Source organism: Hymenobacter sublimis, from assembly GCF_023101345.1.
In the GTDB taxonomy this organism is placed as follows: Bacteria; Bacteroidota; Bacteroidia; order Cytophagales; family Hymenobacteraceae; genus Hymenobacter; species Hymenobacter sublimis.
Genome location: NZ_CP095848.1, coordinates 957,544 through 983,570, shown reverse-complemented (window position 1 = coordinate 983,570; position 26,027 = coordinate 957,544). Strand labels below are relative to the sequence as shown.

The window sequence follows — 26,027 nt, the reverse complement described above, 5'->3', positions numbered from 1 at the left end:
TGGAAGTAACCCCAATGCCAAACCGATGAACTTAACCCTGAAAGTGTGGCGGCAGCGAAACCGCAACACTGAAGGCCGCATCGTTGATTACCAGATAAAAGACATTTCTCCGGATATGTCCTTCCTGGAAATGCTTGATGTGCTGAACGAAGACCTGTTGCGCAAGGGTGAAGAACCCGTTGCTTTTGACCATGACTGCCGCGAAGGCATCTGTGGTTCCTGCAACCTGTTCATCAACGGCCGCGCCCACGGTCCGGAGCCGGGCACAACCACCTGCCAGCTGCACATGCGTAAGTTTAGCGACGGTGATACGATTACGATTGAGCCCTGGCGCGCTACCGCCTTCCCCGTCAACAAGGACCTGAGCGTGGACCGTTCGGCCTTCGACCGGATCATTCAGGCAGGTGGCTACATTTCCGTGAACACCGGCGGCACACCCGATGCCAACGAAATTCCGATTCCAAAGGAAATTGCAGACCGCGCTTTCGAAGCGGCAACCTGTATTGCCTGCGGTGCCTGCGTAGCTTCCTGCAAAAACTCCTCGGCTATGCTGTTTGTATCAGCCAAGGTAAGTCAGCTGGCTTTGCTACCCCAAGGCCATGTGGAGCGCAAGTCGCGCGTAGAAAACATGGTAGCCCAAATGGATAAGGAAGGCTTCGGCGCTTGCTCTAACATTGGCTCCTGCGCCGCTGAATGCCCCGTGGGCATTTCGCTGGAAAACATTGCCATCCTGAACCGCGAGTTCCTGTCGGCCAAAGCAACTTCGAACAACTTAGCGTAAGCGCTGTTTTAGAGGTCAACACGAAAAGGCGAGACGGGCAACCGTTTCGCCTTTTTCTTGTACGCTGCTTTGGCAGCTAGTCCTGACTTTTCCTACCCTACTCTCCCCCTGATGATTACTATCATCGTCGGTACCAACCGGCCTAACTCCCGAGCCCGCCGCGTAGCTGATTTCTATACCCAATTGCTCACCGAGCATGGGGTTACGGCCCAGCTTCTGGACCTAACAGAGCTTCCCCTCGATTTTACTACCTCGGCCCTCTACCACAACACCGGCCGCCACGATGAATTTAACCGCTTGGTAAGATTGGCAGAAAGCGCCGACAAGCTTGTCTTTGTAGTACCGGAGTACAATTGCTCCTTCCCCGGGGTGCTGAAAGCCTTTATTGATGGGCTACCCTACCCCGGCGGCATTCGGGGCAAAAAAGCAGCTTTGGTAGGCCTAAGCAGCGGAGGGCAAGGTGGCATCTTACCTCTTAATCACCTGACAGATGTGCTAATGTACCTGGGTACGGCCGTATTACCGGAGCGAGTTCGGCTGCCTTTCATTGATAAATACCTTACCCCGGAAGGCCTGATTACTGAGCCGTTATATCAGCAGGTACTACGTGAACAGGTAGCTAGTCTACTGGCTTTTTAAAGTGCTAGCAGCTCAAGAAAATTCCGCTTCTCATGCCTTAACCCCCTTGGCGGAACTGGCTATTGCAGAGTACGTGTTTAACTGAAAAGCAATATCTTAAAGCTCATTATCTTTATTTCTGCCATGACCTTCCCTTCAGTTACTGGGCATATACGGTGGTTTCTAGCGCTGGCAACGGCTGGGCTCTTGGCTGCTTGTAGTGGCTCTGGAGAGGAGGAAACCGGCGAAAGCCCAAGCAACGCTACTCCCTACACGTTGGTATTGCCGAGCAACCTACCTCAAAACGTGGGCGTACCCACCGACAACCCCATGACGGTAGAGGGAGTCGAATTGGGCCGTAAGCTTTTTTATGAGCCTCGCTTGTCGCGTACCGGGACGCAGTCGTGCGGTAGTTGCCACCAGCAAAGCAAAGCCTTCACGGATGGACTGGCCCGAGCAGCTGGTGTGGATGGCCAGCACCCGCGGGGTACAATGTCGCTGGCTAATGTACTGTGGGAGAAGACGCTGAACTGGGATGGTGCTGCCACCACCTTAGAGCAACAGGCCCGCCTACCCATTGAGAACCCGCTGGAAATGCACCAGTTGCTAGCCACTGGGGTCAGCCGCCTCCAACAAACGGACCTCTACCCGCCGCTTTTTCAGCAAGCATTCGGGAGTAGCACCATCACGGAAGCCGCCGTTCTGAAGGCACTGGCTCAGTTTGAGCGTACCCTAATTTCAGCTAACTCCCGCTACGACAAGTACGTGCGCAAGGAAGGGCCACTCTCGGCTACGGAAAGGGCCGGGGCAAACCTATTCATGAATCATCCGGGTGAGGTAAGCGGCCTGTTCATTCGGGGTGGCACCTGCCACCACTGCCACATCAGTGAGGATGGCCTCTTCAGCTCGCCCAGCTTTTTCAACAACGGGCTGGACGTGACATTTACCGATGCGGGCCGGGCCAGTGTTACGGGACAAAGTACCGACCGAGGCAAGTTTCGAGCCCCCACCCTGCGCAATATTGCTTTAACGGCACCCTATATGCACGATGGCCGGTTTCAGTCCTTAGAAGAAGTGCTTGATCATTACAGTGACCATGTTCGGACTAACAGTCCAGGCGTCGACCCGAACGTGTTGCTCTCCAATACGCCCGGCGGTACCAAGCTCGACCTTACCAGCCGAGAAAAAACCCAGATTATCGCCTTCTTACGGACGTTGACCGATTCCACTTTCATTACCGACAAGCGGTTTTCTGATCCTTTTAAGCCTTGATTCGAGGTAGTATTACCACGAAAATCAGTAGGTTTGATTGGCTTATTATTCTTACCGCGTGGCTGATCCTGCTGCTGGCACTGCTCTATCTCACTCCAGCAAAACGTATTTGCCTGCCTTCACAGGTGTACGGGCCCTGGCCGCGTACCTAGTGTTTCTGCATCACTTTAACCCCTTCCACGATGACCCTGAGTGGCCCCGGCTTCACGCCTGGATTCTGGAGTTTCACGTGGGAGTGCCGATATTTTTCGTCTTAAGTAGCTTTCTAATTACCCTGCGCTATGGCCAGCAGGACTTAACCAAGTTGGGAGGATGGGCCCAGTACATGCGCCGCCGTCTTGCACGCATTTATCCGCTGTACTTTTTGCTGACCCTGGCTACCTATTATGCCTTCTGGCGGGCGCAGCACTTCCTGCCACATCACTTTTTCTTTAGCCTCACGCTCACGCAAGCGTTTTTTTCCGATGCCAAGTACGCTGGCATTGCGCAAGCGTGGTCCCTGACCGTGGAGGAGAGCTTTTACCTAGCTGCTCCGCTTGCGTTTTGGCTGTTACGCCGACGCGTGCCGTTATGGGTGCAGCCGTTTGCATTGTTAGCCCTAGGTTGTGGCTTAGTGCTGGTGCTCAGCCCTATAACCAATCAGCTTTACGGCTTTTTTGGCTCATTTCGGCTGATGCTCCTCTTCTCCTTTTTTGGCAGATGTTTTGAGTTTTATGCCGGGATGCAGCTAGCGCGCTGGTACCAACAAGGACGCCTGCGCCGCCACCACGTACCGGGCTTGCTTACCCTAGTAGGTAGCGCCGTGATGATAGCCGCCGTCAGTGGCATGGTCTGGACCAAAGGAGGTTACACTTATGGGCAGGAACATGCCTTTGGGGTGGCACTCAATAATGTTGCCTTGCCGGGAGGTATTATAATTTTCTTTGCCGGACTGCTCACGGAACGCACGTGGCTGCAGCGCCTACTCTCCACCCAACTTTTCAAGGTGCTGGGAAAAAGCTCTTATGCTTTCTACCTCATTCATTTGGGCTCTGTGCGTGATTGGCTAGCTCTGCACCTCACCCCACACAATGGAATCTTGTTTATTGGGTTGAACCTGCTGGCTATTGTGCTACATTATGCAGTAGAAGAACCATTGAATCGTTTTTTCCGACCTGCGCCTATAGTTGCTCCAGGCCGTTGACATCTCTCGTCTTTTTCATTTTCCACGCCATGTTGATTCCCCGTTTACCTTTTCTGTTCTGTTCGGGGCTGTTAATATCGGCGTGCACACTCGCCCCACACTCGTACCGGGGCCGCACTCTAAATCCCGACCGGGAAATGGCCGCGCCAGCAACCCGCGCTACTGACTCGCTAACAATGCCAGCTGATTCCTTGCCTAGTCCTCGTCCCTAAAACAAACGGCCGCCTCATTTCTGAGGCGGCCGTTGTAGTAAAATGACTACTTACTTAGTCCACGTTGTCGTGCAGGAAGCGGTTGTCGCCCAGCAGTTCATTATCGTCCGAGAGGTTAAAACGGCTGATATTCTCCTCTGACGAAGGCACCACGTTCTCCAGCTTTACCTGGCGACGCAGGTAGGCAGGCGTTTCTAACTGGTCCTTAATGGCATCATTGGTCAGCCCATTGCTGAGCGCCTGCAGGCGCTGACGGCGCTCCTCAGCCCGTGCATCCAGCGAAGGGCGCGGTAGCGCATGGTGCGTTACCGCTGACGGAGAAGTCGGAGCTGGCGCCGTAGCCTGCTGCTGGTAGAGCACCGGTTCAGGCGCCGGAGCCGAGGGAGCAGCCACAACCGGCGGTACGTAGCCCACGGGCGCCGGCGAGGTTTCCAGGTCAAACTTTACCGGCTGAGGCTCGGGAGTAACTGGCACGGGCGAGCCAAACGTGGGTACTACCGGCGCCTCTTGACGATCTTTATCGAAGATGTTGATTTGTGGGTCTGGCTGCGTGCTAGCGGCTGATTCTGACTCGCCACCGCTACGTGCTATTACGTTGGTAATGTTGTGCGCGTCGCGGGCGAAGCCGGTAGCAATAACCGTTACCCGAATGCTCTGACCCAGGGTAGGATCAATGCCATGCCCGAAAATCACTTCGGCGTTCTGACCAGCCTTATCCTGAATGTACTCCGTGATTTCCGTGAGTTCATCCATTTCCAGCTCGGCCTGGTCACCGGACATGATGCTGAGCAGAATTTTCTGGGCTCCGTGAATATCGGTGTTGTTAAGCAGCGGCGAGGCCAGGGCTTCTTCGGCCGAACGCTTGGCGCGGTTCTCCCCTTCGGTAATGCTGCTACCCATTACGGCGGCACCCGAGTCCTTCATGACGGTTTTCACGTCTTCAAAGTCCACGTTTACATCGGCCGTAACGGTAATGATTTCCGCAATGGATTTGGCTGCTGTGCTCAGCACGTTATCCGCCTTGGCAAAAGCCGAGCGGATGGGCAGGTTGCCGTAGATCTCCCGAAGCTTGTCGTTGAGAATTACCAGCACCGTATCACAGTTGTCGCTCAGCTCCTTAATGCCGTGCTCCGCCTGCTGGCGCTTCTTTTTCCCCTCGAACATGAAGGGCGCCGTTACGATGCCAACCGTGAGGATACCCAGTTCCTTGGCTACTTTGGCAATAACCGGGGCCGCACCGGTACCGGTACCGCCGCCCATACCCGCTGTAATAAACACCATTTTGGTGCCATTGCTTAGCAGTTCCCGGATTTGCTCCCGGCTTTCAATAGCAGCTTGCTTGCCCCGCTCCGGGTTGGCACCAGCGCCAAGCCCTTCGGTCAGGTCAGCCCCGATTTGCAGCCGGTTGGGCACCGTAGAGGAAGCCAAAGCCTGCTTGTCGGTGTTGCAGATGACGAACTCCACGTCTTTGATGCCCTGGCTGAACATGTGGTTCACGGCATTAGAGCCGCCTCCCCCCACACCAATCACCTTGATGATGGACTTAGACTGGGCCGGAATATCGAAAGTAAAATTCATGAGTGAAGGTCTTAGGGACTTGGGGACTTGGGGTCTTGGTATTGGGCACTTGCAGCCTGGTTACTCTTCATGCGGAAGAAAACCAAGACCTCAAATCCCCGAGACCCCCATCACCTAATATTGCTTGTCGTCGAAGTCATCAATGAGCAGCCCTTTGGTGCGGCTGATGATCTTCTGGAAAAAGTCGCCGGCACCCGACGATTTTTTGGCTTGCTCCGGCGTAGGCTGCGGAGCGGGTTGAGGCGCCGGCTGCTGGGCAACTGGCTGGGGCGCTGGGGCCGGCGTAGGGCGAACCTCCGGCGCCGGCGTCCGGTAGTAATTTTGTTCGGGCTCTTCGTAGCCGCGCTGGGCTACCCGGTCATCGATGGAGCGGTAGCCGGCCAGCACGAGGCCCACTGTGGTAGCGTACATCGGCGACTTAACGGCCTCAATCTTGCTCTTGCCCAGATGCTCGTTGGGGTAGCCGATGCGAGTGTCCATACCCGTTACGTACTCCGCCAGCTGCACCAGGTTCTGAAGTTGGGAGCCGCCGCCGGTCAGCACGATGCCCGCAGCCAGCTTGTCCTGGAAGCCCAGGCGCTGAATTTCGGCGTACACTAGCTCAATGATTTCCTCCATCCGCGCCTCAATAATGTAGGCTAGGTTTTTTAGGGAAATTTCCTTGGGCGCCCGGTCACGCAGACCAGGGATGCTTACGATTTCGTACTCCGAGGCTTCTTCGGCAATAGCTTTGCCGAACTTCACCTTCAGCTGCTCGGCCTGGTTTTGCATAACCAAGCAACCCTGTTTGATGTCAGAAGTGATGATGTTGCCACCGAAGGGCAGCACGGCCGCGTGCCGAATGATGCCATCCTTAAAGATAGCCAGGTCCGTAGTGCCGCCACCGATGTCAATCAGGGCCACACCAGCTTCCTTTTCCTCGTCGCTCAGCACCGACATGCTGGATGCCAGCGGCTCCAAGATGAGGTTATCGATTTCCAGACCCGCCTTCGTGACGCACTTGTTGATGTTATTGATAGCCGTACTCTGGGCCGTGATGATGTGGAAGTTACCCTCCAGCCGCACGCCCGACATGCCCACCGGATCCAGAATGCCCTCCTCGTAATCCACCTTGTAGTCTTGCGGCATTACGTGGATGATTTCAGAGCCGGGAGGAGTTACCAGCCGGTACATATCGTTGGTCAGTCGGTTGACGTCGTCCAGCGTAATTTCATTGTCGGCCGAAGCCCGGGTGATGCTACCGTTGTGCTGCAGGCTCTTGATGTGCTGGCCTGCAATGCCCACGTTTACTACCCCAATATTGATACCCGACTGTTCCTCCGCCTGGCGGATTGCCTTTTTAATGGCATCTACCGTCTTGTCAATGTTCGATACGATACCCCGCACAACGCCCTCCGACACGGCTTTACCCATGCCCAAAATTTCGAGCTTGCCAAACTCGTTCTTGCGCCCCACGAGGGCGCAGATTTTGGTAGTGCCGATGTCGAGGCCGACTACAATCTTATCGTGTTGCATGGGAGGGAAAGCGAGAGAGTTGCGGTTGGTTGCAGGTAAGTGGCCGCCTAATGCGCTATAAGGTAGCGTTTTAGGCGAATAATTTTATTCGCAGATGATCTGATCCTTGAACTCGACATTGACCCGATGGTAGGTATCCCAGCCGAGGACAGGTGGAATTTGACGGTAAAATACCATCAGTTTCGCAAATTTTTCTGAAATATTCTCAGGAAAGCCAAATTCAATACGTTGGTCGCCTACTTGCTGGGTAAAGGAGAGCTTTCCGTTAGCCCCCACAAATACCTCCGCTACCTGGGCACGCCAAAACGGTTTTTCATCGATGTAGCGCAGAAATTCCAGGTAGCGCTGGCCCGTACTATCCTGGAAAAAGCTAGCGGCCAGCGGCTGGCCGTTCAACCGGGAAATGGGTACTACCCGCGCCGTAAACAACGGGGACAGGGGTAGGCGGTGACCATCGGCATCCAGGTAGCTGTCCTGCCGAGAGTCACTGTGCACGAGGCGAGCAATCGGGCGGTTCTGGCGCACATCGGCGTGCAGATTGCCGGCTAGGTCGCGGTACACCTGGGCTTCCTTAACGAAGCTGTGCGCTTTCAGGCGGGCCTCTAGGTCTTTCAAGTCAACGTCGGCGGGGTCAGCACCTTCCAGTTGGTCCTCGCCGTGCCGGGAAAGCAAACTGGCTACTTCTCGCTCACTGATAAAGAAGTTGTTAAACTCGTTGCTAATGGACACGATAATCCCGCCCACGGGCCGGTGGGCCTGCCGCACGGCGGCAAACGCACCCAGGCCAACCAGCAGTAGCAGGCAGGCTGTGGCAAATAGCAGGTTATTGGCTTTACGCTTCAGCTCCATTCCAACGAATATTCAAAATATTCTTTAATCTAGGCACCAACTGATCAATATCTCCGGCCCCGACTGTGGCTAATACGTCAAAATCGGCATTGGTTTCGGCGTTCCGCAAAATTTCTTCTTTGGTCTGCAGCGATTTTTCGGTTGCAGTAATTTGGGATAATATCAACTCCGACGTAACGCCGGGCATGGGCAACTCCCGGGCCGGGTAGATGTCGAGCAGTACTACCTCATCGGCAAGGCTCAGACTCTCAGCGAATCCGGGGGCGAAGTCGCGGGTACGGCTGAACAGGTGAGGCTGGAATATTACCCGCAGCCGACGACCGGGGTACAGGGTTCGGAGGGAACGAAGAAAGGCCTCGATTTCGCGTGGGTGGTGGGCATAATCGTCCACGTACACGTGGGGTTGCTCGGGGCTGCCGGCCGTCACGATGAACTCAAAGCGGCGTTTCACACCCCGGTAGGCCGCTACGGCCGCGCGTAACTGCTCCGAAGTAAGATCATACGCTTGCGCTACACAGGCGGCAGCCAGCATATTCTCGACGTTGTGGTGCCCTGGTACGGCCAGCTCCAGCGCGTCAACGGCTCCTTGCGGACCGTGCAGGGCAAAGCGAAACGTGTGGCCTTGCGCCGTGATATGGCTGGCGTACAGCTCCGGGCCTTGCTCGGGCGAAAGACCGTAGCGGACTACCCGCACGCCGGCTGGAGCCGCCGCCGCTACACTCGGGTCGGCAGTATGGTTGATAATCAGGGTCCCACCGGGCTGAATCTGTCCCACAAACTGCCGAAACGACTCTATCAAGGCTTCTTGGTGCCCATAAATATCGAGGTGGTCGGCATCGGTGCTCGTGATGATGGCCACCGTGGGGAATAGGGTCAGGAAGCTCCGGTCGTACTCATCGGCTTCCACCACCACGGGCGTCGTTTCGGCCGGCGCGGTGGCTGGGGGCAGTAGTAGGTTAGAACCCAAGTTCACGGCAATACCGCCCAGGAAAGCTGCGCAAGGCACCCCAGCGTGGTGAAGCAAGTGGGCCACCATGCTGCTAGTTGTCGTTTTGCCGTGCGTGCCTGCTACGGCAATGGTGGGGCGCCCCTGAGTGAGAAGCCCTAGCACTTGGCTGCGCTTGCGGATATCGTAGCCCTGTTCCCGAAGCCAGGCCCATTCCTGATGATCTTTGGGAATAGCGGGGGTAAGAATTACGAGCACCTGCGCGCGGTTTTCCCGCACCTGAGCGGGAATATTGGCCACGGCATCCTCGTAATGCACCGCAATGCCTTCCGCAGTCAGGGCTTCGGTTAGGGGCGTTACGGTTTTGTCGTAGCCGCTTACGGAGTGGCCATTGGCTTTAAACCAGCGGGCCAGGGCCGACATACCAATGCCACCGATGCCGAGGAAGAAGACGTGGGGAAATGCTGCTACCGGATTCACAACGGCCGTAGGTTAAAGCGTACTTAGTTAGGAGTTTTTGCGCGGATGGATCAGCGTCAGCAATTCATCTACAATAGTAGTGGTAGCGCGGGGGTAGGCCATCTGGTGGGCGTTCCGGCTTAGCTCAGCTAAGCGGTTGGGGTCGGCTAGCAGCACGAAGGCTTCGTCATAGAGCCGCACCGGGGCTTCCGCGTCGGTTACCAGCAGAGCCGCGTTGCGCTGCACCAGGGCCAGCGCGTTCTTGGTCTGGTGGTCCTCGGCCACGTTGGGCGAAGGAACCAAGATGCTAGGCTTGCCCGTGAGGCACAGCTCCGACACGGAAAGCGCCCCAGCTCGGCTAATTACCACATCGGCTGCGGCGTAAGCTAAGTCCATGCGGCGCACAAACTCCAGGGCCTGCAGGTTGTGACTGGCAAAAGGGGCGGCCTGCTGCTGGGCCTCTGGAAAGTACGCCTTGCCGGTTTGCCAGAGCAGTTGCACGCCAGCTTCCCGGAGCCGTGGCAACGCTGCGGCCGTGGCCTGGTTGAGCGTACGGGCGCCTAAGCTCCCTCCTATGACCAGCACCACGGGCCGGTCGGGAGCCAGGCCAAAAAACGATAGGGCCTCGGCCCGTTGCCCGTCCGCAATTTCGGTGCGCACGGGGTTGCCGGTTAGCACCATTTTTTCAGCTGGAAAGAACTTCTCCATGCCCGGATACGCCACGCAAATACGCTCTACCCGCCGGGCCAGCAGTTTATTGACAAGGCCCGCGTACGAATTTTGCTCCTGAATAAGGGCAGGGATGCCGCGGGAAGTAGCAGCCAGCAGCACCGGGGCCGAGGCATAGCCCCCTACCCCTACCACGGCATCGGGCCGAAACTTTTCAATCAGCTTGCCGGCTTTGCGCACGGCGCGCATTACCCGGATGGGAAATAGCAGATTCTGGGGCGAGAGGCGCCGCTGCAAGCCGGTAATGTCCAGCCCTACGATTTCATAGCCGGCCTCGGGCACCCGCGTCATTTCCATGCGGCCGTTGGCGCCCACAAACAGGATTTCTGCTTCCGGATGCCGACGGCGCACTTCGTTGGCAATGGCTACGGCCGGAAAAATGTGGCCGCCAGTACCGCCGCCGCTGATAATTAACTTCATGAGTAAACTCTTAGCTACTGGGCCGCACCGCCGTTATGCGTATTGAGATACCCGGGGGATGCGGGCAGTATCTTCGGGCTCGCCCACCATCGGGCGGATTTCCCGCTCCCCGCGGCTTACGGCCAGAATAATCCCGATGCTGATACCGGTGAAAATTAGGGAGGTGCCGCCCATGCTCAACAGGGGTAGCGGCAGGCCGGTAATGGGACCTAGCCCCACGGCCACGCCCATATTCACCATGGCCTGTAACACTAGGCTAAAACTCAAGCCTGCTGACAGCAGCCCACCAAAAGCGCCGTAGCTATTTATTACCGTTTTCAGCCCGCGGTACAGGAAGGCGAGGTAGAGAAACAGCACAATGGCCCCGCCAAATAGGCCGTACTCTTCAATGATGATGGCATAGATAAAGTCGGAGTACGGGTGGGGCATGATGTTGCGCTCCGTGCTCTTGCCGGGGCCTTTACCGAACAGGCCGCCCGTGGCTTCGGCAATATAGGCGTGCTCCAGCTGGAACGGCACCGGCTTGCTCTTATCGGTGAAGTTCTCGATGCGAGAAATAACCGTTTTGTAGCGCTGTCCGGCCGTTAGCCCTACTCCACCGACTACAATGCCAATAACTACCATTACTGCCATTTGCTTAAGCGGCACCCGGCCAATGAACATCAGCAGCAGGCAGGTAGCAAACAAGAGCAGGGCCGTAGAGGCATTCGACATAATAATTAGACCGCAGATAGCTCCTACCCAGAGCATTACGGGCAGTAGCGTCGTCTTAAAGTCATCGACGTGCTGCTGGCGGCGACTGAGCATTGACGCCAAGTGCGAAATCAGGGCTAGCTTGGCTAAGTCGGAGGGCTGGAAGGTTTGATTAATAATGGGAATCGTGAGCCAGCGCGAGGCATCGTTGAAGGTGGTGCCGCCGAAGAAGTAGGTAAACAACAGCAGCGGTACCGAAATGAGCAGGGCGTAGAGCGACAGGCGCGAATAGTAGCGGTAATCAATGCGGTGGGCCAGCCACATGAAAAACAGGCCCACAAAAATCAGGCTGGTGTGCTTAAATAGAAAATACTCCGTGTTGCCACCCATTTTCTTGTAGGCCAGCGTACCCGTAGCCGAGTACACCACCGCAATAGAAATAAAGGAGAACAGCAACACGATGCCCCACAGCACGGGGTCACCCTTCAAGTTTTGCCGAAGCCAATTGGTAATAGGTTCCATGGCGGTGAAATGGTGAAATAGTGAAGTGTGAGTTGATAGGCAGACTACTCAGTGGCTTCTGGGGCAGATTGCGCGTGTTGCAGCCCGCTTACGGCCGCCGCGAACTGCCGCCCCCGGTCCTCATAGTTGCGGAACAGGTCGAAGGAGGCACAGGCCGGGGACAGTAGCACCACGTCGCCGGGAGCAGCCAGCGCGGCAGCCCGCCGGACCGCCGTGACGACGCTCTGCGTTTCTTCCACGTGTGGCACTACTTCGCCGAAGCTGGTTTTCAACTTTTCATTATTAACTCCTAAGCACACCAGGGCTTTCACGCGGGAAGCAGCCAGCGGAATTAAGCTGGAGTAATCGTTGCCTTTGTCTGTGCCGCCGGCAATCCAGATGATGGGCTGCCGGATGCCGTCGAGGGCGTACCAGGCGGCTTCCACGTTGGTGGCCTTGCTGTCGTTGATGAACTTGACACCACCAATTTCGCCCACGGGCTGCAGGCGGTGGTCGGCATTCCGGAACGTTCCCAGGCCAGCTTCAATCTGCTCCGCCGTTAGCCCGGCAATGCGGGCGCAGAGCACGGCGGCTAGCATGTTCTGGCGATTATGCTGCCCAATCAGGGGTGAGCTGGCCACGCTTACTTCTTCCCCATCCAAGCCCATGCCGGGTACCAGGTTCGTGCAGAGGCAGTCTTCGCGGGTGTAGTAGCCAGCCAGTTGAAAATCGGGACGGCGGTGCAGGCTGAAGGGCAACTGAATAACGGGACGAAGCGCCGCCGGGAAGTAGCGCTGAATGTTCTCGTCGTCGGCGTTATAGATAAAGTACTGCTCACTGTCCTGGCTTTGGGTAATGCGCAGCTTGGCTTGGGCGTAGCTTTCCAGGGAGTAACCGTACCGGTCGAGGTGGTCGGGGGTAATATTGAGCAGCACCGAAACCCAAGGCTGAAACTCGTAGGTATCATCGAGCTGAAAGGAGCTGAGTTCCACCACGTAGTAGTCGTGGGCATTTTCTACTACCTGCTCGGCCAGGGAGTAGCCCACGTTGCCCGCCAGCCCCACGTTCAGGCCGGCTTCCTTCAGCAAATGGTGGGTGAGCAGGGTGGTAGTGGTTTTGCCGTTGGTGCCGGTAATGCAGATGCACTGGGCCCGGGTGTAGCGGCCAGCCAGCTCAATTTCCGAAATGATGGGCGTGCCCTGGGCGCGCAGGGCCTGGATGACGGGAGCCTTTTCCGGAATGCCGGGACTCTTCACTACTTCATCTGCCTTCAATACTTCCTCCAGCGTGTGCTGGTTTTCCTCAAACCGGATGCCGGCCTGGCTTAGCTTCTCCTGGTAGCGCGGCTGAATGGCACCTCGATCCGACACAAACACGGTGTGGCCTTTGGCTTGAGCCAGCAGCGCGGCCCCTACCCCACTTTCCGCAGCGCCGAGAATAACATAGTGCATGGTATGGGTCAGGTTATGGGGTGAAGGATAGGGTAGGAAGTAGCGGGGCCGAAGGCAGGCGGCTTAGCGCAGCTTCAGGGTAACCAGCGTTAAAACGGCCAGCATGATGCTCACAATCCAGAAGCGCGACACGATTTTGGATTCGTGGTAGCCCAGCTTCTGGTAGTGGTGGTGCAGGGGCGACATGCGCAGCAGCCGGCGGCCTTCGCCGTATTTGCGCTTGGTGTACTTAAAATAGCTCACCTGCACCATAACCGAAAGATTTTCAATGAGAAACACGCCGCACAACACCGGAATTAGCAGCTCCTTACGCACGATGATGGCCAGCACGGCAATGATGCCGCCAATAGCCAGCGAGCCGGTGTCGCCCATGAATACCTGAGCCGGGTAGGAGTTGTACCACAAGAAGCCCACGCAGGCCCCCACGAAAGCGGTGCAGAAAATTACCAGCTCCCCCGAGTTCGGGATGAACATTACATCCAGATAATCAGCCAACAGGGCGTTACCGCTCACGAAGCAGAAGATAGCCAGCGTGATGCCAATGATGGCCGAGGTGCCGGCCGCCAGCCCATCGAGGCCGTCGGTGATGTTGGCCCCGTTGCTGACGGCCGTGATAATCAGGATGACAATGGGGATGTAGAAGAAGGCGTAGTACTCGTTGAAAAAGTCGCCGGCGGTGGCAAACAGGTCACCGTAGTTGAGCTCGTTGTTTTTTAGGAAGGGCACCGTGGTAATCATCAGCTTCACATCCTGGTACACGGTGCTGGCGTCCACGGCCGAAAAGGCCCCGTTGGGCAGGGCGTACTGGCGCACGGTCACGTCGTTGGAAAAGAACAGCACCCAGCCCACCGTAATGCCGAGGCCTACCTGCCCCAGCACTTTGAAGCGGCCGGCCAGGCCTTCCTTGTCCTTCTTAACTACTTTGATATAGTCGTCTACGAAGCCAATGAGGCCTAGCCACACGGTGCTCAGCAGCATGAGCACGATGTAGATATTGTCGAGCTTGGCAAACAGCAGCACTGGCACCAGAATAGCCAGCAGAATAATCAGGCCGCCCATGGTAGGCGTCCCTTTCTTCTCGATCTGTCCCTGCAGGCCCAGGTCGCGCACTGTTTCCCCAATTTGCCGCCGCTGCAAGGCCCGGATTAGCGGGGCCCCGAAGAATTGCGCAATAATTAGGGAGGTTACTACCGCCAGCGCCGCCCGGAACGAAATGTACTGGAAAACACCCGTGCCCGGCAGGTGATGCACTTTGTAGAGGTAGTTGAAGAAGTAATACAGCATGGGCGCGGGGGTCAGCAGTTGGGGTTCAGAGGTAGTCCAAGCTGCAAAGGTTCAGTTTTTTGGATTGGGGTCAAACGTTGCGTTTGTGCAGATTTTGGATTATTCAGCGCTATTTACCCAGCAGGCTAAACATGTCGGTGAGTACCCGCTTGTCGTCGAAGTCGGTTTTCACGCCCTTGATTTCCTGGTAGGTTTCGTGGCCTTTGCCGGCTACCAGCACAATGTCACCGGGCTGGGCCAGGGCTACGGCCGTTTTAATGGCTTCCCGGCGGTCGGCAATGGTCAGGACTTTTCCCTGATCCTCGGCGGGCACGCCGGCCTGCATTTGGCTCAGGATATCGTTGGGGTCCTCGAAACGGGGGTTATCAGAGGTCAGCACGGCCCGGTTGGAAAGTTGAGCGGCCAAGCGGGCCATAACGGGGCGCTTGGCTCCGTCGCGGTTGCCCCCGCAGCCTACTACCGTAATCACCTGCTGGCTGGGCTGGCGAATGTCGGCAATGGTTTGCAGTACGTTTTCTAGCGCGTCGGGCGTGTGAGCGTAGTCCACGATGCCGGTAATGCGCGCCCGCTCCGATACCACCGGCTCAAACCGCCCCGGCGCCGAGGTCAAGCCCGACAGCACCGTCAGCACCTCGGTAGGCTCCTCACCAAGTAATACAGCCGTACCGTAAATAGCCAGCAGGTTGTAGGCATTGAACACGCCAATCAGCCGGAACTGCACTTCCCTACCGTCTACTTCCAGGTGCAAACCGTGCACGGCGTTTTCGATCAGGCGGCCCCGGAAGGTAGCGGCGTTGCGCAAGGAGTAGGTTTCTCGCCGCCCGACTACGTTCTGTAGCATTACCGGGCCGCGCTTGTCGTCCTGGTTGGTGAGGGCAAAGGCCGACTTGGGCAGCATATCGAAAAAGCCCTTTTTGGCTTTTAAGTAGGCGTCGAAGGTACCGTGGTAGTCGAGGTGGTCGTGGGTGAGGTTGGTGAATACGCCCCCGGCAAAGTGCAGGCCCGTAATGCGGTGCTGCACCACCGAGTGGGAGCTGACTTCCATGAAGACGTGGGTGCAGCCAGCCTTCAGCATACGGGCCAGCAACTCGTTCAGCCGGATGGCGTCGGGTGTGGTGTGAGTGGCCGGAATAACCTGCTCGTCAATTTGATTTTGCACCGTGCTCAGCAGGCCGCAGTGGTAGCCCAGCTCCCGGAAGAGCTTGTGCAGCATGGTAGCGCAGGTGGTTTTGCCGTTGGTGCCGGTAATGCCCACCAATTGCAGCTGGCGCGAAGGGTGACCGTAAAACTCAGCAGCCATGCGGGCCATGGCTTCCGCACTGTCCGGCACCTGCACGTAGGTCGTTCCGGGGTTCAGCTCGGCGGGCAGGTCCTCAACTACCACTACCGTTACGCCTTGCTCCACTGCTTTCGGCACAAACTGATGCCCATCGGTGGCAGTACCGCGCAGGGCAAAGAACACGGCGCCTGGCCCAGCCTGGCGCGAGTCCAGTGTTAGGCTATTAACGGCTACGTCCGCGGGACCATGCTGGGCCCGGACGGTAACGGCGGTCAGAAGAGCAGAAAGGGCGAGTTCGGTATTCAACTTATGGGGCGGTAAGAGGCTTGCACCTCAGGTTAGGGCTCCTGAATGATGGTGGCCACAGCCTAGGCTTTTGCTTTGGGCTTGGCCTTGCCTGCAGCGGCAGGGCCTTGCGGCGCAGTAGTTCTGCTGGCAGTTTCTCGGGTAGGCTTGGCTTGCGCTGACTTGCCAGGGGTAGTGGCCGGGGTCGGGCGGGCGACCTTACCGCCGTTGCGGCTGGTGCTGCCCGTAGCCTCTACTTTCGGTACCCGACCATCGGCCAGGGTAGCCAGGCCGGGGGTGGGCGGAGCAGCCGGCACGGGCGGCGCTAACCGCCCACCGATGGGCTCCAGCTGCAGCACCACGGTAGTACCGCGCCGCGCCGCCGTGCCCGCCGCCACCGACTGCGTTTTCACCCTACCCGTGCCCAGGGCCCGTACCCGTAGGCCACGGTTTTCGAGTAGGAACAGGGCATCACGCAGGGTGAGGCCCTGCACGTTAGGTACTCGGCCGGGACGCACGGCCATGGGTTTCAGGCTCAGACTTTCCCCTTCGGCATCAGCGGGCGCGGTGCGCACCCAGTCCTCGGCGCCAGTGCCCCCGTTGTGGGTAACGCCTAGCTTAGAAAATACCATCGATAACTCATCCTGCATGCCCGCCTGCACTTCCGGCACCCGCGAGCGGCGCACCGGGGCCCGGGCCAGCAAGGGACGCTGGCTGGCTACGTCGCGGGCCATGGCCTTGTCAGCCAGCTCTCGGAACACCGGAGCTGCTACATCGGCACCATAGATGCGGCCGTTCTTGGGCGAATCGACCACTACGATGCAGCTGTATTTGGGATTATCGGCGGGGAAGTAGCCGCAGAAGCTCGTGGAGTACGTGCGGGTGTAGGCACCGTTCTTGAACTTCCAGGCCGTGCCGGTTTTGCCCGCAATGAGGTAGTCGTTGGTGCGGATGCCGCGGGCGGTGCCGTGCTCCACTACCCCTTCCATCATGGCCCGTACTTTCTGCAGAGTTTCATCTGAGCAGATTTTGGGGTTGAGCACCTGGGTTTCAAACCGCTCCAATACCTTATCGGCCTGCTTGATTTCCTTGACAATCATGGGCTGCACCTTCACGCCGCCATTGGCCACGGCATTGTAGAAGGCCAGCGTTTGCAGCGGAGCTAGCTTCAGCTCGTAGCCGATGCTCATGGTAGTGAGTGAGGTGCGGCTCCAGCTCCGGTCGCGCGGGTCCTTAATATAGGGGCGCGCCTCGCCGGCCATCTGGAAGCCCAGGGGCTTGTCTAGCCCAAAGCGCTTGAGGTAGTCGGTATACTTCTCCGGGTTTTTGTTGAACACTCGGTCGGCCAGGATGGCTACTCCAATATTCGAGGACTTCTCAAATACCTGCTGAATCGTAATGCGGCCGTAGGGGTGGGAATCGGTTTTGACGGCCCCGCCTATCTTCTTGGAGCCCGTGTTGCCGGTATTAATGGTGTCGGTTAGCTGCAGGTCGGGGTCTTCCTCGAAGGCGGCCATCATAGAGGCCAGCTTGAAGGTAGAGCCCGGCTCGGTACGGCCCTGGTCGGCAATAGCGTAGTTGTAATCCTCGCGGTACACACCCTCGTCTACCTTGCCCAGGTTGGCTACGGCCTTGATTTCGCCAGTCTTCACCTCCATTAGAATGACGGTGCCGTACTGGGCGTTGTTTTCTACCAGCGACTTGTACAGGGCATTTTCGGCCACGTCCTGGAGGTTGATATCCAGGGTAGTTTTCACGTCGTAGCCGGGCTGGGGCTTGACCTCGGTACCGTCGTAGATGGGCTTGTTGCCGCCGGGTAGGCGCTCAAATAGGGCCTCCCCATCTTTACCGGCCAGGTGCTTGTTGAAGGTAAACTCCAGGCCCGCGCCGTTCTTGTCCTCGTTCACGAAGCCGATGGTGCGCTGGGCCAGCCCACCAAAGGGCCGGAACCGCTTATCCACCTTCTCGAAGATGGCACCGCCCTTGTTTTTGCCTTCCCGAAAGATGGGCCAGTTGGTCAGCTCCTTCTTCTCCTGAAAGTTGATTTGCCGGGAATTTAGCCGCAGGTAGCGCACCGATGGCCGGGCATTCTTAGCATCGCGCAGCTTGCGGGCATATTCCCCAGGCGTCCGGTCGCCGAAAAACCGGGACAGCAACAGCGCCAGCGAATCTACCTTCGCCTTGAACAGCTCCTTGTCGACCACGCTCGGGTCCCAGGCTACCCGGTAGAAGGGCAGCGAGGTAGCCATAATGCTTTCGTTGTCGGAGTAGATGTTGCCACGGGTGGCGAATACGGGCTGGTACACGATGCGGCGCTCCTGCTCCAGGGCACTCCACTTGGCGCCTTCCGTGAACTGCACGTGGGTCACGCGCCAGATAATGGCGCAGGAGAACAGGCACACGCCCAGAAAGGCTAGCCGAACGCGGGTAACAATGCTTTTTTTAACGTTTCCTTTCATTGCGGCGGGCGGGAGCTGAACGATTGGAAGATGCGGGGTCAGCCGTAGCCGGCTCCCCGTTAATATCAGTACCGATGGGAACGGGCGGGGCGCCTACCTCCACCGAATCGCCGAGGGAGGGGCCACCGGCCCGGCGCAAGGAGTCGGCCTTGGCACGGGCCGTCATGGCGGCCACGGAGTCGGCGGTCAGAATGGGCAGCATGTCCAGTTCGGCCTCGTCGAGGCGACCGGCGGGCACGCTGATGCGGAAGGGCGGCGAGGAGCTTTCAACCAGACCATAGGCGGCTACCTTGCGGGCTACCTCGCTCTGCTTGCTGGCCTCCATATAATCCGATTTTAAAGTGGTGTAGTCGGCTCGCAAATCTTCCGTTTCTACTTTCAGCTTCTGAATGCTGCGGTTCATGCGGGTAGCATAGTGCGTGTTACCGATGTACACCAGCGTCAGGAACATGACGAACAGCAAGTGAGGTAGGAAACGCACCGGCAACCCCTCCCGAAACAACCCATCAACCGGCGTGGCCCGCTCCAGCAGCGAGAATACGCTCCAAGTGCTGCGCTTGGGCGTGGTGAGGCGCGGCTCCTTGGGCTCCCGCGGGGCCTTGGTGGGGCGTACGGGCGCAGGCGTCGGTTCCGGTTCGGGAGGGCGCACCGGCTCCGGCGCTATGGGCGCTACCTGCCGCGGAGCATTCACGCGGGGTGTGGGGGCAGATTTTACGGTATTGACGGCCACGGGTGGTACTGGTTGGGGTAGCGTGCGGTTCTATTCTTTGCGAATGGCAATGCGGAGCTTGGCGCTTCGGGCCCGGCTGTTCAGGGCTATTTCCTCCGCGGAGGCTTCCACGGGCTTGCGGGTCAGGGCCTCGAAGGGCACGTTGGTGCGGCCAAACAAATCCTTTTCCACTTCGCCGAAGAATTTACCCTTGGCAATGAAGTTCTTCACCAGCCGGTCTTCCAAGGAGTGGTAGCTCATCACTACCAAGCGACCGCCGGGGCGCAATACTTGTGCCGTTTGTTCCAGCATTTCCTGCAAAGCCGTCATTTCATCGTTGGCCTCGATACGCAGGGCCTGGAAAACCTGGGCCAGGTACTTGTTTTCCTTGCCCCGGGGCGTGCAGGGCGCAATGGCTTTTTTCAGGCCCGCAATGGTGCTGATGCTCTGCCCACGCCGGGCCGCTACCACCGTAGCCGCCAGGGTGCGGGCATTCGTTACCTCCCCGTACATCCCGAAAATGCGGTGCAAATCGGCCTCGGAGTACTCATTGATAATATCGGCGGCCGAGGCATCGTCGCCGTCGGGATTCATGCGCATGTCCAGGGGGCCGTCGAAGCGGGTGCTAAAGCCTCGCTCCGGGGTATCAAACTGGTGGGATGACACGCCTAAATCGGCCAGTAGGCCATCCACGGGCAGGGCGCCGTGGCGCTGCAGCTCCCGAAACAAGTGGCGGAAATTACTGCGAATGAAGGTGAACTGGGGTCGCGCCAGCTTCTGAGCCTCCCGCTCGGCGTCGGCGTCCTGGTCGAAACTGTAGAGGTGGCCGGTACCCGTGAGGTGCTCCAGAATGCGGGCCGAGTGGCCGCCTCCGCCAAACGTGACGTCCACGTAGCGGCCCGTGGGCTGCAGATCAAGGCCTTCGAGGCACTCGCGCAGCATCACGGGGCGGTGGTAGGCGGTATCGTTGTCGTAGTCGTTCAAGGTGTTGCTCATGCGGCCAGGGGGCCGCCGGGGCCGGTTTCGGTGGTCAAAAATTTCTGAGCCAGCTTCGAAAAGCTCTGCTGGTCTTTGATAAGGAAATCCTCGTAGCGCTCCGGGTCCCAAATTTCGCAGCGGTTACCCAGGCCTACGATGATGGCTTCCTTCTCAATGCCCGAGTAGCGCAGCATGGTGCGGGGTAGCATAAAACGCCCAATCGAGTCCAACTCCACCTCCGTCATGCCCCGGAAGAAGTTACGCTGAAACTGCCGGTACTCCTCGTTGAACTCGTCTAGGGCCATGACCTTCTCGTGAATTACGCGCCAGGCGGCCCGCGGGTAAAGTACCAGGCAGGGCTCGAAGCCGCGGACCAGCACCAACTGGTTACCCGAGGCTTCCGGCAGGTTGGCCTTCACCTTCGCCGGCAGCACCAGCCGACCTTTGGGGTCGAGCTTGCACTCGTATTCGCCGGAGAGCAGCAGGGTCATGTTGCGTGGTTGAGGTGGGCATGGGAACGGGATATAGCAAAAGTACGGAACCCGCTGGAAAAGGCCACCACGATTTACCATTTTCTACCACTTCAGAAAAGCGCCTTTTTGAGCTATTTGAAGGCTTTTACGGAACTCCAGTGGCGTAGCAATTCCAGCTTTGTCATAATGGCAGACATCAAGTTCCAACAAATATGGGGGTGATGAGGCGGCGTAGTTTCACTATCTGACGGTGGAATTCTGTACTTGCCGAGCCGTATCCTGCATGTGTTTCGCTGGCCCGAAAGCCGTATCTTTGTGGTCGATATGAAACGCCCGCTGCTTCATCGGCTCTTCAGCACTTGGCTGGCCTTGCTCGTCCTCACTACCTCGGTGGGCCTGACGGTGCAGCAGCACACCTGTCGGCAAAGCGGAAGCCGCACGGCCAGCGTCATTTTCAGTCCGGCCCAGCACACGTGCCCAGCTCCTAAACCCGCTACCCAGCAACACGCTGCCAAGGCCCGGCTTTCCAAATCGTGCTGCGAATTCGGCGCCCATTTTCACAAGCTGGACACGCCCTCCGCGGAGTTGGCCTGGGTGAAAGTGCTGCCGCCAGCTTTGGCACCGGCGTGGCCCGCTGCCACCGTGTGGCCCGCTGCACCAACCGCGCCGTTGTGCCAGGTAGCTGCTCGCTGGCACGCTACGGATTCATCGCCCCCGCCCCGGGCTGGCCGTACCTTGCTCACTTTCGTGGGCGTTCTGATCGTCTAAAGGCTTCTCTTAGTTAGTCCCGCATTTCCTACCGCCCGTGTACCGGCGGCTAGGGTCACGGAAGAGAAACCTTAACTTACTGACGATATGAACTCCTTAACCGGTCCGGCCCGTCTGCTGACGGCAGCCAGCTTCGTGCTGGGTAGCACCCTACCTGCTACGGCCCAAACTCCTGATGCTTCTACTGCCCCCGTACGCGGGCAGGTGCTCGATGGCACTACGAACTCGCCCGTTCCCGGCGCGGTAGTCCGCTGGCTTAGCGCCCCTACTGAGGCGGCTACTACCACTGCCCAAGGCACTTTTTCCCTGGTGCGGCCCGCCGGCTCTGATGCTCGGCTCATTATCAACTTTCTGGGCTACCAGGCCGACACCGTACAGGCCGGCGGCACCAGCTACCTCCGGATTCCGCTGCGCCGCTCGGCGGAGTTGGGTGAGGTGACCGTGGAAGGCCGAGCCCCCTCCTACTCCGGCCTCACGCCCACCAACACCCAGGTTATCACCAGCCGCGACCTAACCAAATCGGCCTGCTGCAACCTGGCCGAAAGCTTTGAAACCAACGCTTCCGTGGAGGTTTCTACTACGGATGCTGTGTCGGGGGCCAAGCAAATTCAGCTGCTAGGCCTGGATGGGGCCTATTCCCTGCTTACCATCGACAACCTGCCGGCCCTGCGCGGCCTCGCCTCGCCCTACCGCCTGGGCTACCTGGCCGGCCCCTGGATTGAGAGCATTGATATCATCAAGGGCATGGGCTCGGTGGTAAATGGCTACGAAAGCATTTCGGGCCAGGTAAACGTGCGCCTCAAGGAGCCCGATAAGGCCGAGCGTTTGCTATTTAATGCCTACGCCAACGACTTGGGCAAGTTCGACCTGAACCTGAACCTAGCTACCCCGATTGGCAAGAAGATCAGCACAGCCCTGCTGCTGCACACCGACCATCTGGGCCAGCGCGTGGACCGCAACCAGGACGGCTTTCTGGACCTGCCGCTGGCTACCCAGTACAACGTGTTCAACAAGTGGAAGTACCTCTCGGGTAAGGGCTTGGTGACGGAGGTAGGCCTGAGTGCCCTGCGCGAAACCCGCCAGGGCGGGCAGATGGGCTACCGTCCGGAAAGCCCCGCGGGTTTCTACGGCACTACCCAGGAAACCAACCGCTCCACCGGCTACGCCAAAACCAGCTACACCTGGCCCGGCCGGCCCTACCAAAGCTTGGGGCTCTTGCTTAGCGGCACCAACCACGACTTCACCTCCCGCTACGGCCTGCGCACTTACGACGGCACCCAGCGCACGGGCCTGGCTACGTTACTGTTCCAGAGCATTCTGGGCACCACGGCCCACACCTACCGGGCTGGCCTGAGCTTCCTGCACGACGACTACCACGAGGTATACAAAACCGGCTTCACCTACCCCACCGAAACGCCGGCTCAGCGCTACGCCCGGGAGCACCGCAACCGCCTGGAGCAGGTGCCCGGCGCCTTTGCTGAGTACACCTACCAGAATGCCCGCAACCTCACGTTGGTAGGCGGCCTGCGCCTAGACCGCCACAACCTGTACGGGTGGTACCTGACGCCCCGCCTGAATGTGAAGTACGACGCCGCCAAAAACACGGTACTACGCCTGGCGGCGGGTCGCGGGTTCCGGACGGCCAACCCGATTGCTGAAAATGTGGGCATGTTGGTCAGCTCCCGGGAGTTTGTCATCAGCCCGGTGCTGCGGCCCGAAACGGCCTGGAACGTAGGTGGCTCGTTCACGCAGTATTTCAACGCCTTCGGCCGCCCGGCCACTTTCATTACTGATTACTACCACACCGAGTTTGGCAACCAGGTAGTAGCGGATCCCTACACCAACCCCGAGCGGCTTATTATCACGAATCTGGCGGTAGGCGGCCGGTCCTACTCGCGCAGTTTGCAGGCCGAAGTGCAAGTAGAGCCCGCGAAAGGGTTGCAGGCCAAGGCTGCCTACAAGTACTTGGATGTGAAAACCACCTACGACGGGCAGTTGCTACCCAAGGTGCTTACCCCACGGCACCGGCTGTTCCTGAACCTGGGCTACGCCACAGCCTTCGATAAGTGGCGGGCTGATTTTACGGTGCAGGGCTTTGGGCGCCGGCCGCTGGCTCATGCTCCGGGCAGCGGCGGCCACCTTCACGGCACCGGCGAATCAACCCTACCCTATGCGCCCCGCTACGCCTTGCTCAACACCCAGGTAACCCGCGCTTTCAAACGGTTTGAAGTGTACGCCGGAGTTGAAAATCTCACGAATTATCGCCAAGCCAACCCCATCCAGGGCGCCTACGCCCCCTTCGGACCCGATTTTGATGCGGCCATGATCTGGGGGCCTATCTACGGGCGCCTCACGTACGCCGGCCTGCGCATCACGGTTAAGTAATACCCAGGTAATTTCTGGTCTGACGGGCCTGAGCCGCATACTCTGGCACGTTTCTTTCATTAGTGCCACCGGCACTTTCCTTACCCCTTTTCTTGTTTTTCCTTTATGAAGCTGTTCTCATCTTTCCTGCTTGTTTTTGCCTTCCTGCTTTCTTCGGTGGCCTCGTTTGCCCAAACCGCCAAGCCCAAAGCCAAAGGCCCCGCTACTGAAACCCTGCAGCTGAAAACCTCGGCTGTTTGCGACATGTGCAAAGCACGCCTGGAAAAGGCCCTGGCCTACGAGAAAGGGGTGCAGGCGGCCCTGCTCGACGTACCCAGCCAGATGCTCACGGTTACTTATCGGCCCGACAAAACCACGCCGGCCGCCCTGCGCGCCGCTGTACAGGAAACCGGCTACGACGCCGACGACCAAACAGCCAACGCCCGCGCTTACAGCCAACTGCCGGATTGCTGCAAGAAAACCAATGCTACTCACTAAAGACGTGGACAGGTAGCAGTACAAGCTACTTGGCTTGACTCTGCAGAAGCCTTACCCTATACTTCAGCCGCGTAGCCGAATAAAAAAGACCAACCGGGAACGGTTGGTCTTTTTTATTCGGCTACGTGCCCCTTATTAGGCAGCAACGAGGCTCGGCGCCATGCGCACTTCAAATTGCAGGCTCACTTGAAACGTGAGGGGCCGGGTAAGGCGGCGGCGGTTCGTGCCGGATATTTCCAGCGTAAACCAGTCGGAGCGCAGAAACTCCAGTAAGTTCGGCTGCCCTTGCAGTTCCATGTCAATGTGGGCAGAATGAATCTGGCGCGGCCCGAAGGTGGCAATTGGCACCTTCCGGCTGTTAGCCGTCAGGAAGCAGCTGCCGCTCTCCAGCGCGCCCAGCGTTGGGGTGCCGCGGCCAATGGCTTGGCCCGGCGGCTGGTGCCACATCAGGCGGGCCTCCCGGAGAGTTACGGTCAGGATACCCGGGTGGGTTAACGCGGCCAAGCACGGTAGGGTGCCAGGCAGCGTAGTTTCGCACAGAAAGATTAAATCCATTCCGGGGTCAATTCGCAAATTAATGGCCCGGGTGCTCAGGCCAAACGCGGTGCGCAAGGAACGCCGCAGGCCTTCGTGCTGAGCAATGGTCAGGTCTACGCCTAGCACAACGGGCGGCGCAGCCGAGGAGGCGAATGCAGGGGTAGGTTTCATAGCCGATGAAGGTGCGGATAGGCGCGGTCATTCAATGAACTCGAACCAGAACAGATAGAGGCGTAAATGCGGCAGTATTTCCTTTTTACGCAAGAAGGTATGTAATGCGCTAATTATGACAGGGTTAAAGTATAGCAACTCGTGATACAAGTAGACCAGCAGCCCCAGGCGTATGCCTAAAATTGTTTTCTTTCAATAATTTATAAGACGATTCGATTTTATCTGTCTATATTGACCCTACCATCCGGAATGAGTTATTTGTATGAAAATTTCCTGCGTACTTCTAGATGACGACCCTCTTGTGCTGGACCTGCTCCAGGCATACGTAGTGATGACCGACATCCTAGACGTAAAAGCTGCCTTCACCGACCCGCTCGATGCACACCGGTACCTGGTGGAAAATCAGGTGCAGGTGCTGTTTTCCGACGTTACCATGCCCCACTTGAGCGGCCTAGACTTAGTACGCTCCCTGCAGCAGCCCCCGCTGGTAGTCCTGATGACGGCCTACCCCCAGTATGCCATGGAGGGTTTCAATCTGGACGTTATTGATTTTTTGTTGAAGCCAATCTCCTTGGACCGTTTTCTACGGGCGGTCAACAAAGTAGCTGGCATTCTGCGGGTTAACACCTTGGGTTCCGATGCTCAAGCCGACGCCCTGACCGGCTGGGGCTCCTTCTTTATTCGCACCGACGCTCAATTTGTGCGCCTGCACTACCGGGAAGTGCTCTACATCGAGGCTCTGAAAGACTTCACGAAAATCAATACCGCTGACGGCCGTACCCACCTGACGCTCGTGAACCTGAAAAACCTGGAGGAGCAATTGCCCCCGGGCTTGTTTGTGCGCACCCACCGCTCCTACCTCGTTAATGCTGCTCGCATTGACTCCGTGAGCAACCTGGAGGTGAAGGTAGGCGGCCACGCTCTGCCACTGGGCCAGACGTACCGGGAAAGGGTAACAGAGCGCATCGTAAACCGCTCCCTTATTCGTCGCCAGAATTAATTTTAGCCTAACGGC

At 58.1% G+C, this 26,027-nt stretch carries 22 protein-coding genes; 8 read left to right on the top strand and 14 right to left on the bottom strand.

Annotated elements, in window-relative coordinates:
* Positions 1-25 precede the first annotated feature (25 nt).
* From MWH26_RS04235 to MWH26_RS04220, 4 genes are all read left to right on the top strand, one after another.
* Positions 26-781, top strand: a complete 756-nt coding sequence (locus MWH26_RS04235) for a succinate dehydrogenase/fumarate reductase iron-sulfur subunit (protein WP_247977058.1) — start codon at positions 26-28, stop codon at positions 779-781.
* Positions 782-892: 111 nt separating this feature from the next.
* Positions 893-1,420, top strand: a complete 528-nt coding sequence (locus MWH26_RS04230) for an NADPH-dependent FMN reductase (protein ID WP_247976176.1) — start codon at positions 893-895, stop codon at positions 1,418-1,420.
* A gap of 123 nt (positions 1,421-1,543) precedes the next feature.
* Positions 1,544-2,671 carry a cytochrome-c peroxidase gene (locus tag MWH26_RS04225; RefSeq protein WP_247976175.1) on the top strand — a complete coding sequence of 376 codons (1,128 nt, stop codon included), beginning with the start codon at positions 1,544-1,546 and terminating at the stop codon, positions 2,669-2,671.
* Positions 2,672-2,729: 58 nt separating this feature from the next.
* A complete protein-coding gene (locus MWH26_RS04220) occupies positions 2,730-3,854 on the top strand; it encodes an acyltransferase family protein (RefSeq protein WP_247976174.1) in 1,125 nt (374 codons plus the stop codon).
* 266 nt (positions 3,855-4,120) lie between these two features.
* Here the strand turns inward: MWH26_RS04220 and ftsZ are convergent, their stop codons facing one another.
* The 13 genes from ftsZ to mraZ form a co-directional block, all read right to left on the bottom strand.
* Positions 4,121-5,644 (bottom strand): cell division protein FtsZ, encoded by a 1,524-nt coding sequence (ftsZ, locus tag MWH26_RS04215; protein WP_247976173.1) that lies wholly within the window; start codon positions 5,642-5,644, stop codon positions 4,121-4,123.
* 114 nt (positions 5,645-5,758) lie between these two features.
* Positions 5,759-7,159, bottom strand: coding sequence for a cell division protein FtsA (gene ftsA, locus MWH26_RS04210; RefSeq protein WP_247976172.1), 1,401 nt, complete (start codon positions 7,157-7,159; stop codon positions 5,759-5,761).
* 84 nt (positions 7,160-7,243) lie between these two features.
* Positions 7,244-8,008: a cell division protein FtsQ/DivIB gene (locus MWH26_RS04205; protein ID WP_244695384.1), complete on the bottom strand. Its 765-nt coding sequence runs from the start codon at positions 8,006-8,008 to the stop codon at positions 7,244-7,246.
* On the bottom strand, positions 7,992-9,434 hold the full coding sequence (gene murC / locus MWH26_RS04200) for a UDP-N-acetylmuramate--L-alanine ligase (protein ID WP_262921985.1): 1,443 nt from the start codon (positions 9,432-9,434) through the stop codon (positions 7,992-7,994). Before murC ends, MWH26_RS04205 begins: the two co-directional genes overlap by 17 nt.
* 27 nt (positions 9,435-9,461) lie before the next feature.
* Positions 9,462-10,562, bottom strand: coding sequence for an undecaprenyldiphospho-muramoylpentapeptide beta-N-acetylglucosaminyltransferase (gene murG, locus MWH26_RS04195; protein ID WP_247976171.1), 1,101 nt, complete (start codon positions 10,560-10,562; stop codon positions 9,462-9,464).
* Between the two features lie 33 nt (positions 10,563-10,595).
* On the bottom strand, positions 10,596-11,777 hold the full coding sequence (locus tag MWH26_RS04190) for an FtsW/RodA/SpoVE family cell cycle protein (protein WP_244695382.1): 1,182 nt from the start codon (positions 11,775-11,777) through the stop codon (positions 10,596-10,598).
* A gap of 44 nt (positions 11,778-11,821) precedes the next feature.
* Entirely contained in the window at positions 11,822-13,207 is a 1,386-nt protein-coding gene (gene murD / locus MWH26_RS04185) for a UDP-N-acetylmuramoyl-L-alanine--D-glutamate ligase (RefSeq protein WP_247976170.1), read from the bottom strand.
* A 63-nt stretch (positions 13,208-13,270) separates the two neighbouring features.
* Positions 13,271-14,491, bottom strand: coding sequence for a phospho-N-acetylmuramoyl-pentapeptide-transferase (gene mraY, locus MWH26_RS04180; protein WP_244695380.1), 1,221 nt, complete (start codon positions 14,489-14,491; stop codon positions 13,271-13,273).
* A 109-nt stretch (positions 14,492-14,600) separates the two neighbouring features.
* On the bottom strand, positions 14,601-16,076 hold the full coding sequence (locus MWH26_RS04175) for a UDP-N-acetylmuramoyl-L-alanyl-D-glutamate--2,6-diaminopimelate ligase (protein WP_375374032.1): 1,476 nt from the start codon (positions 16,074-16,076) through the stop codon (positions 14,601-14,603).
* A 62-nt stretch (positions 16,077-16,138) separates the two neighbouring features.
* Positions 16,139-18,514, bottom strand: a complete 2,376-nt coding sequence (locus MWH26_RS04170; protein ID WP_247976169.1) for a PASTA domain-containing penicillin-binding protein — start codon at positions 18,512-18,514, stop codon at positions 16,139-16,141.
* Positions 18,498-19,244 carry an FtsL-like putative cell division protein gene (locus MWH26_RS04165; RefSeq protein ID WP_244695379.1) on the bottom strand — a complete coding sequence of 249 codons (747 nt, stop codon included), beginning with the start codon at positions 19,242-19,244 and terminating at the stop codon, positions 18,498-18,500. The genes MWH26_RS04170 and MWH26_RS04165 overlap by 17 nt, the downstream gene beginning before the upstream one ends.
* 30 nt (positions 19,245-19,274) lie before the next feature.
* Positions 19,275-20,219, bottom strand: coding sequence for a 16S rRNA (cytosine(1402)-N(4))-methyltransferase RsmH (gene rsmH / locus MWH26_RS04160; protein ID WP_247976168.1), 945 nt, complete (start codon positions 20,217-20,219; stop codon positions 19,275-19,277).
* Positions 20,216-20,692: a division/cell wall cluster transcriptional repressor MraZ gene (gene mraZ, locus MWH26_RS04155; RefSeq protein ID WP_188556646.1), complete on the bottom strand. Its 477-nt coding sequence runs from the start codon at positions 20,690-20,692 to the stop codon at positions 20,216-20,218. The genes rsmH and mraZ overlap by 4 nt, the downstream gene beginning before the upstream one ends.
* 306 nt (positions 20,693-20,998) lie before the next feature.
* Between mraZ and MWH26_RS04150 the strand changes: the two genes are divergently transcribed.
* The 3 genes from MWH26_RS04150 (at position 20,999) to MWH26_RS04140 (ending at position 24,304) form a co-directional block, all read left to right on the top strand.
* Entirely contained in the window at positions 20,999-21,442 is a 444-nt protein-coding gene (locus MWH26_RS04150; RefSeq protein ID WP_247976167.1) for an HYC_CC_PP family protein, read from the top strand.
* Between the two features lie 87 nt (positions 21,443-21,529).
* Complete coding sequence (locus tag MWH26_RS04145) at positions 21,530-23,827, top strand: TonB-dependent receptor (protein WP_247976166.1); 2,298 nt, start codon at positions 21,530-21,532, stop codon at positions 23,825-23,827.
* 105 nt (positions 23,828-23,932) lie between these two features.
* Complete coding sequence (locus MWH26_RS04140; protein ID WP_247976165.1) at positions 23,933-24,304, top strand: heavy-metal-associated domain-containing protein; 372 nt, start codon at positions 23,933-23,935, stop codon at positions 24,302-24,304.
* A gap of 135 nt (positions 24,305-24,439) precedes the next feature.
* On the opposite strand, the gene MWH26_RS04135 is transcribed toward MWH26_RS04140, so the two are convergent.
* A complete protein-coding gene (locus tag MWH26_RS04135) occupies positions 24,440-25,012 on the bottom strand; it encodes a hypothetical protein (protein WP_244695375.1) in 573 nt (190 codons plus the stop codon).
* 262 nt (positions 25,013-25,274) lie between these two features.
* Between MWH26_RS04135 and MWH26_RS04130 the strand changes: the two genes are divergently transcribed.
* Positions 25,275-26,012 (top strand): LytR/AlgR family response regulator transcription factor, encoded by a 738-nt coding sequence (locus MWH26_RS04130; RefSeq protein WP_247976164.1) that lies wholly within the window; start codon positions 25,275-25,277, stop codon positions 26,010-26,012.
* Positions 26,013-26,027 lie beyond the last annotated feature (15 nt).

Excerpts from the sequence above, each read along its gene's own strand:
- MWH26_RS04235 (WP_247977058.1), top strand. The coding sequence starts at position 26 with ATGAACTTAACCCTGAAAGTGTGGCGGCAGCGAAACCGCAACACTGAA.
- MWH26_RS04230 (WP_247976176.1), top strand. The coding sequence starts at position 893 with ATGATTACTATCATCGTCGGTACCAACCGGCCTAACTCCCGAGCCCGC.
- MWH26_RS04225 (WP_247976175.1), top strand. The coding sequence starts at position 1,544 with ATGACCTTCCCTTCAGTTACTGGGCATATACGGTGGTTTCTAGCGCTG.
- ftsZ (WP_247976173.1), bottom strand. The coding sequence starts at position 5,644 with ATGAATTTTACTTTCGATATTCCGGCCCAGTCTAAGTCCATCATCAAG.
- ftsA (WP_247976172.1), bottom strand. The coding sequence starts at position 7,159 with ATGCAACACGATAAGATTGTAGTCGGCCTCGACATCGGCACTACCAAA.
- MWH26_RS04205 (WP_244695384.1), bottom strand. The coding sequence starts at position 8,008 with ATGGAGCTGAAGCGTAAAGCCAATAACCTGCTATTTGCCACAGCCTGC.
- murG (WP_247976171.1), bottom strand. The coding sequence starts at position 10,562 with ATGAAGTTAATTATCAGCGGCGGCGGTACTGGCGGCCACATTTTTCCG.
- MWH26_RS04190 (WP_244695382.1), bottom strand. The coding sequence starts at position 11,777 with ATGGAACCTATTACCAATTGGCTTCGGCAAAACTTGAAGGGTGACCCC.
- murD (WP_247976170.1), bottom strand. The coding sequence starts at position 13,207 with ATGCACTATGTTATTCTCGGCGCTGCGGAAAGTGGGGTAGGGGCCGCG.
- mraY (WP_244695380.1), bottom strand. The coding sequence starts at position 14,491 with ATGCTGTATTACTTCTTCAACTACCTCTACAAAGTGCATCACCTGCCG.
- MWH26_RS04170 (WP_247976169.1), bottom strand. The coding sequence starts at position 18,514 with ATGAAAGGAAACGTTAAAAAAAGCATTGTTACCCGCGTTCGGCTAGCC.
- rsmH (WP_247976168.1), bottom strand. The coding sequence starts at position 20,219 with ATGAGCAACACCTTGAACGACTACGACAACGATACCGCCTACCACCGC.
- mraZ (WP_188556646.1), bottom strand. The coding sequence starts at position 20,692 with ATGACCCTGCTGCTCTCCGGCGAATACGAGTGCAAGCTCGACCCCAAA.
- MWH26_RS04150 (WP_247976167.1), top strand. The coding sequence starts at position 20,999 with ATGAAACGCCCGCTGCTTCATCGGCTCTTCAGCACTTGGCTGGCCTTG.
- MWH26_RS04145 (WP_247976166.1), top strand. The coding sequence starts at position 21,530 with ATGAACTCCTTAACCGGTCCGGCCCGTCTGCTGACGGCAGCCAGCTTC.
- MWH26_RS04140 (WP_247976165.1), top strand. The coding sequence starts at position 23,933 with ATGAAGCTGTTCTCATCTTTCCTGCTTGTTTTTGCCTTCCTGCTTTCT.
- MWH26_RS04135 (WP_244695375.1), bottom strand. The coding sequence starts at position 25,012 with ATGAAACCTACCCCTGCATTCGCCTCCTCGGCTGCGCCGCCCGTTGTG.
- MWH26_RS04130 (WP_247976164.1), top strand. The coding sequence starts at position 25,275 with ATGAAAATTTCCTGCGTACTTCTAGATGACGACCCTCTTGTGCTGGAC.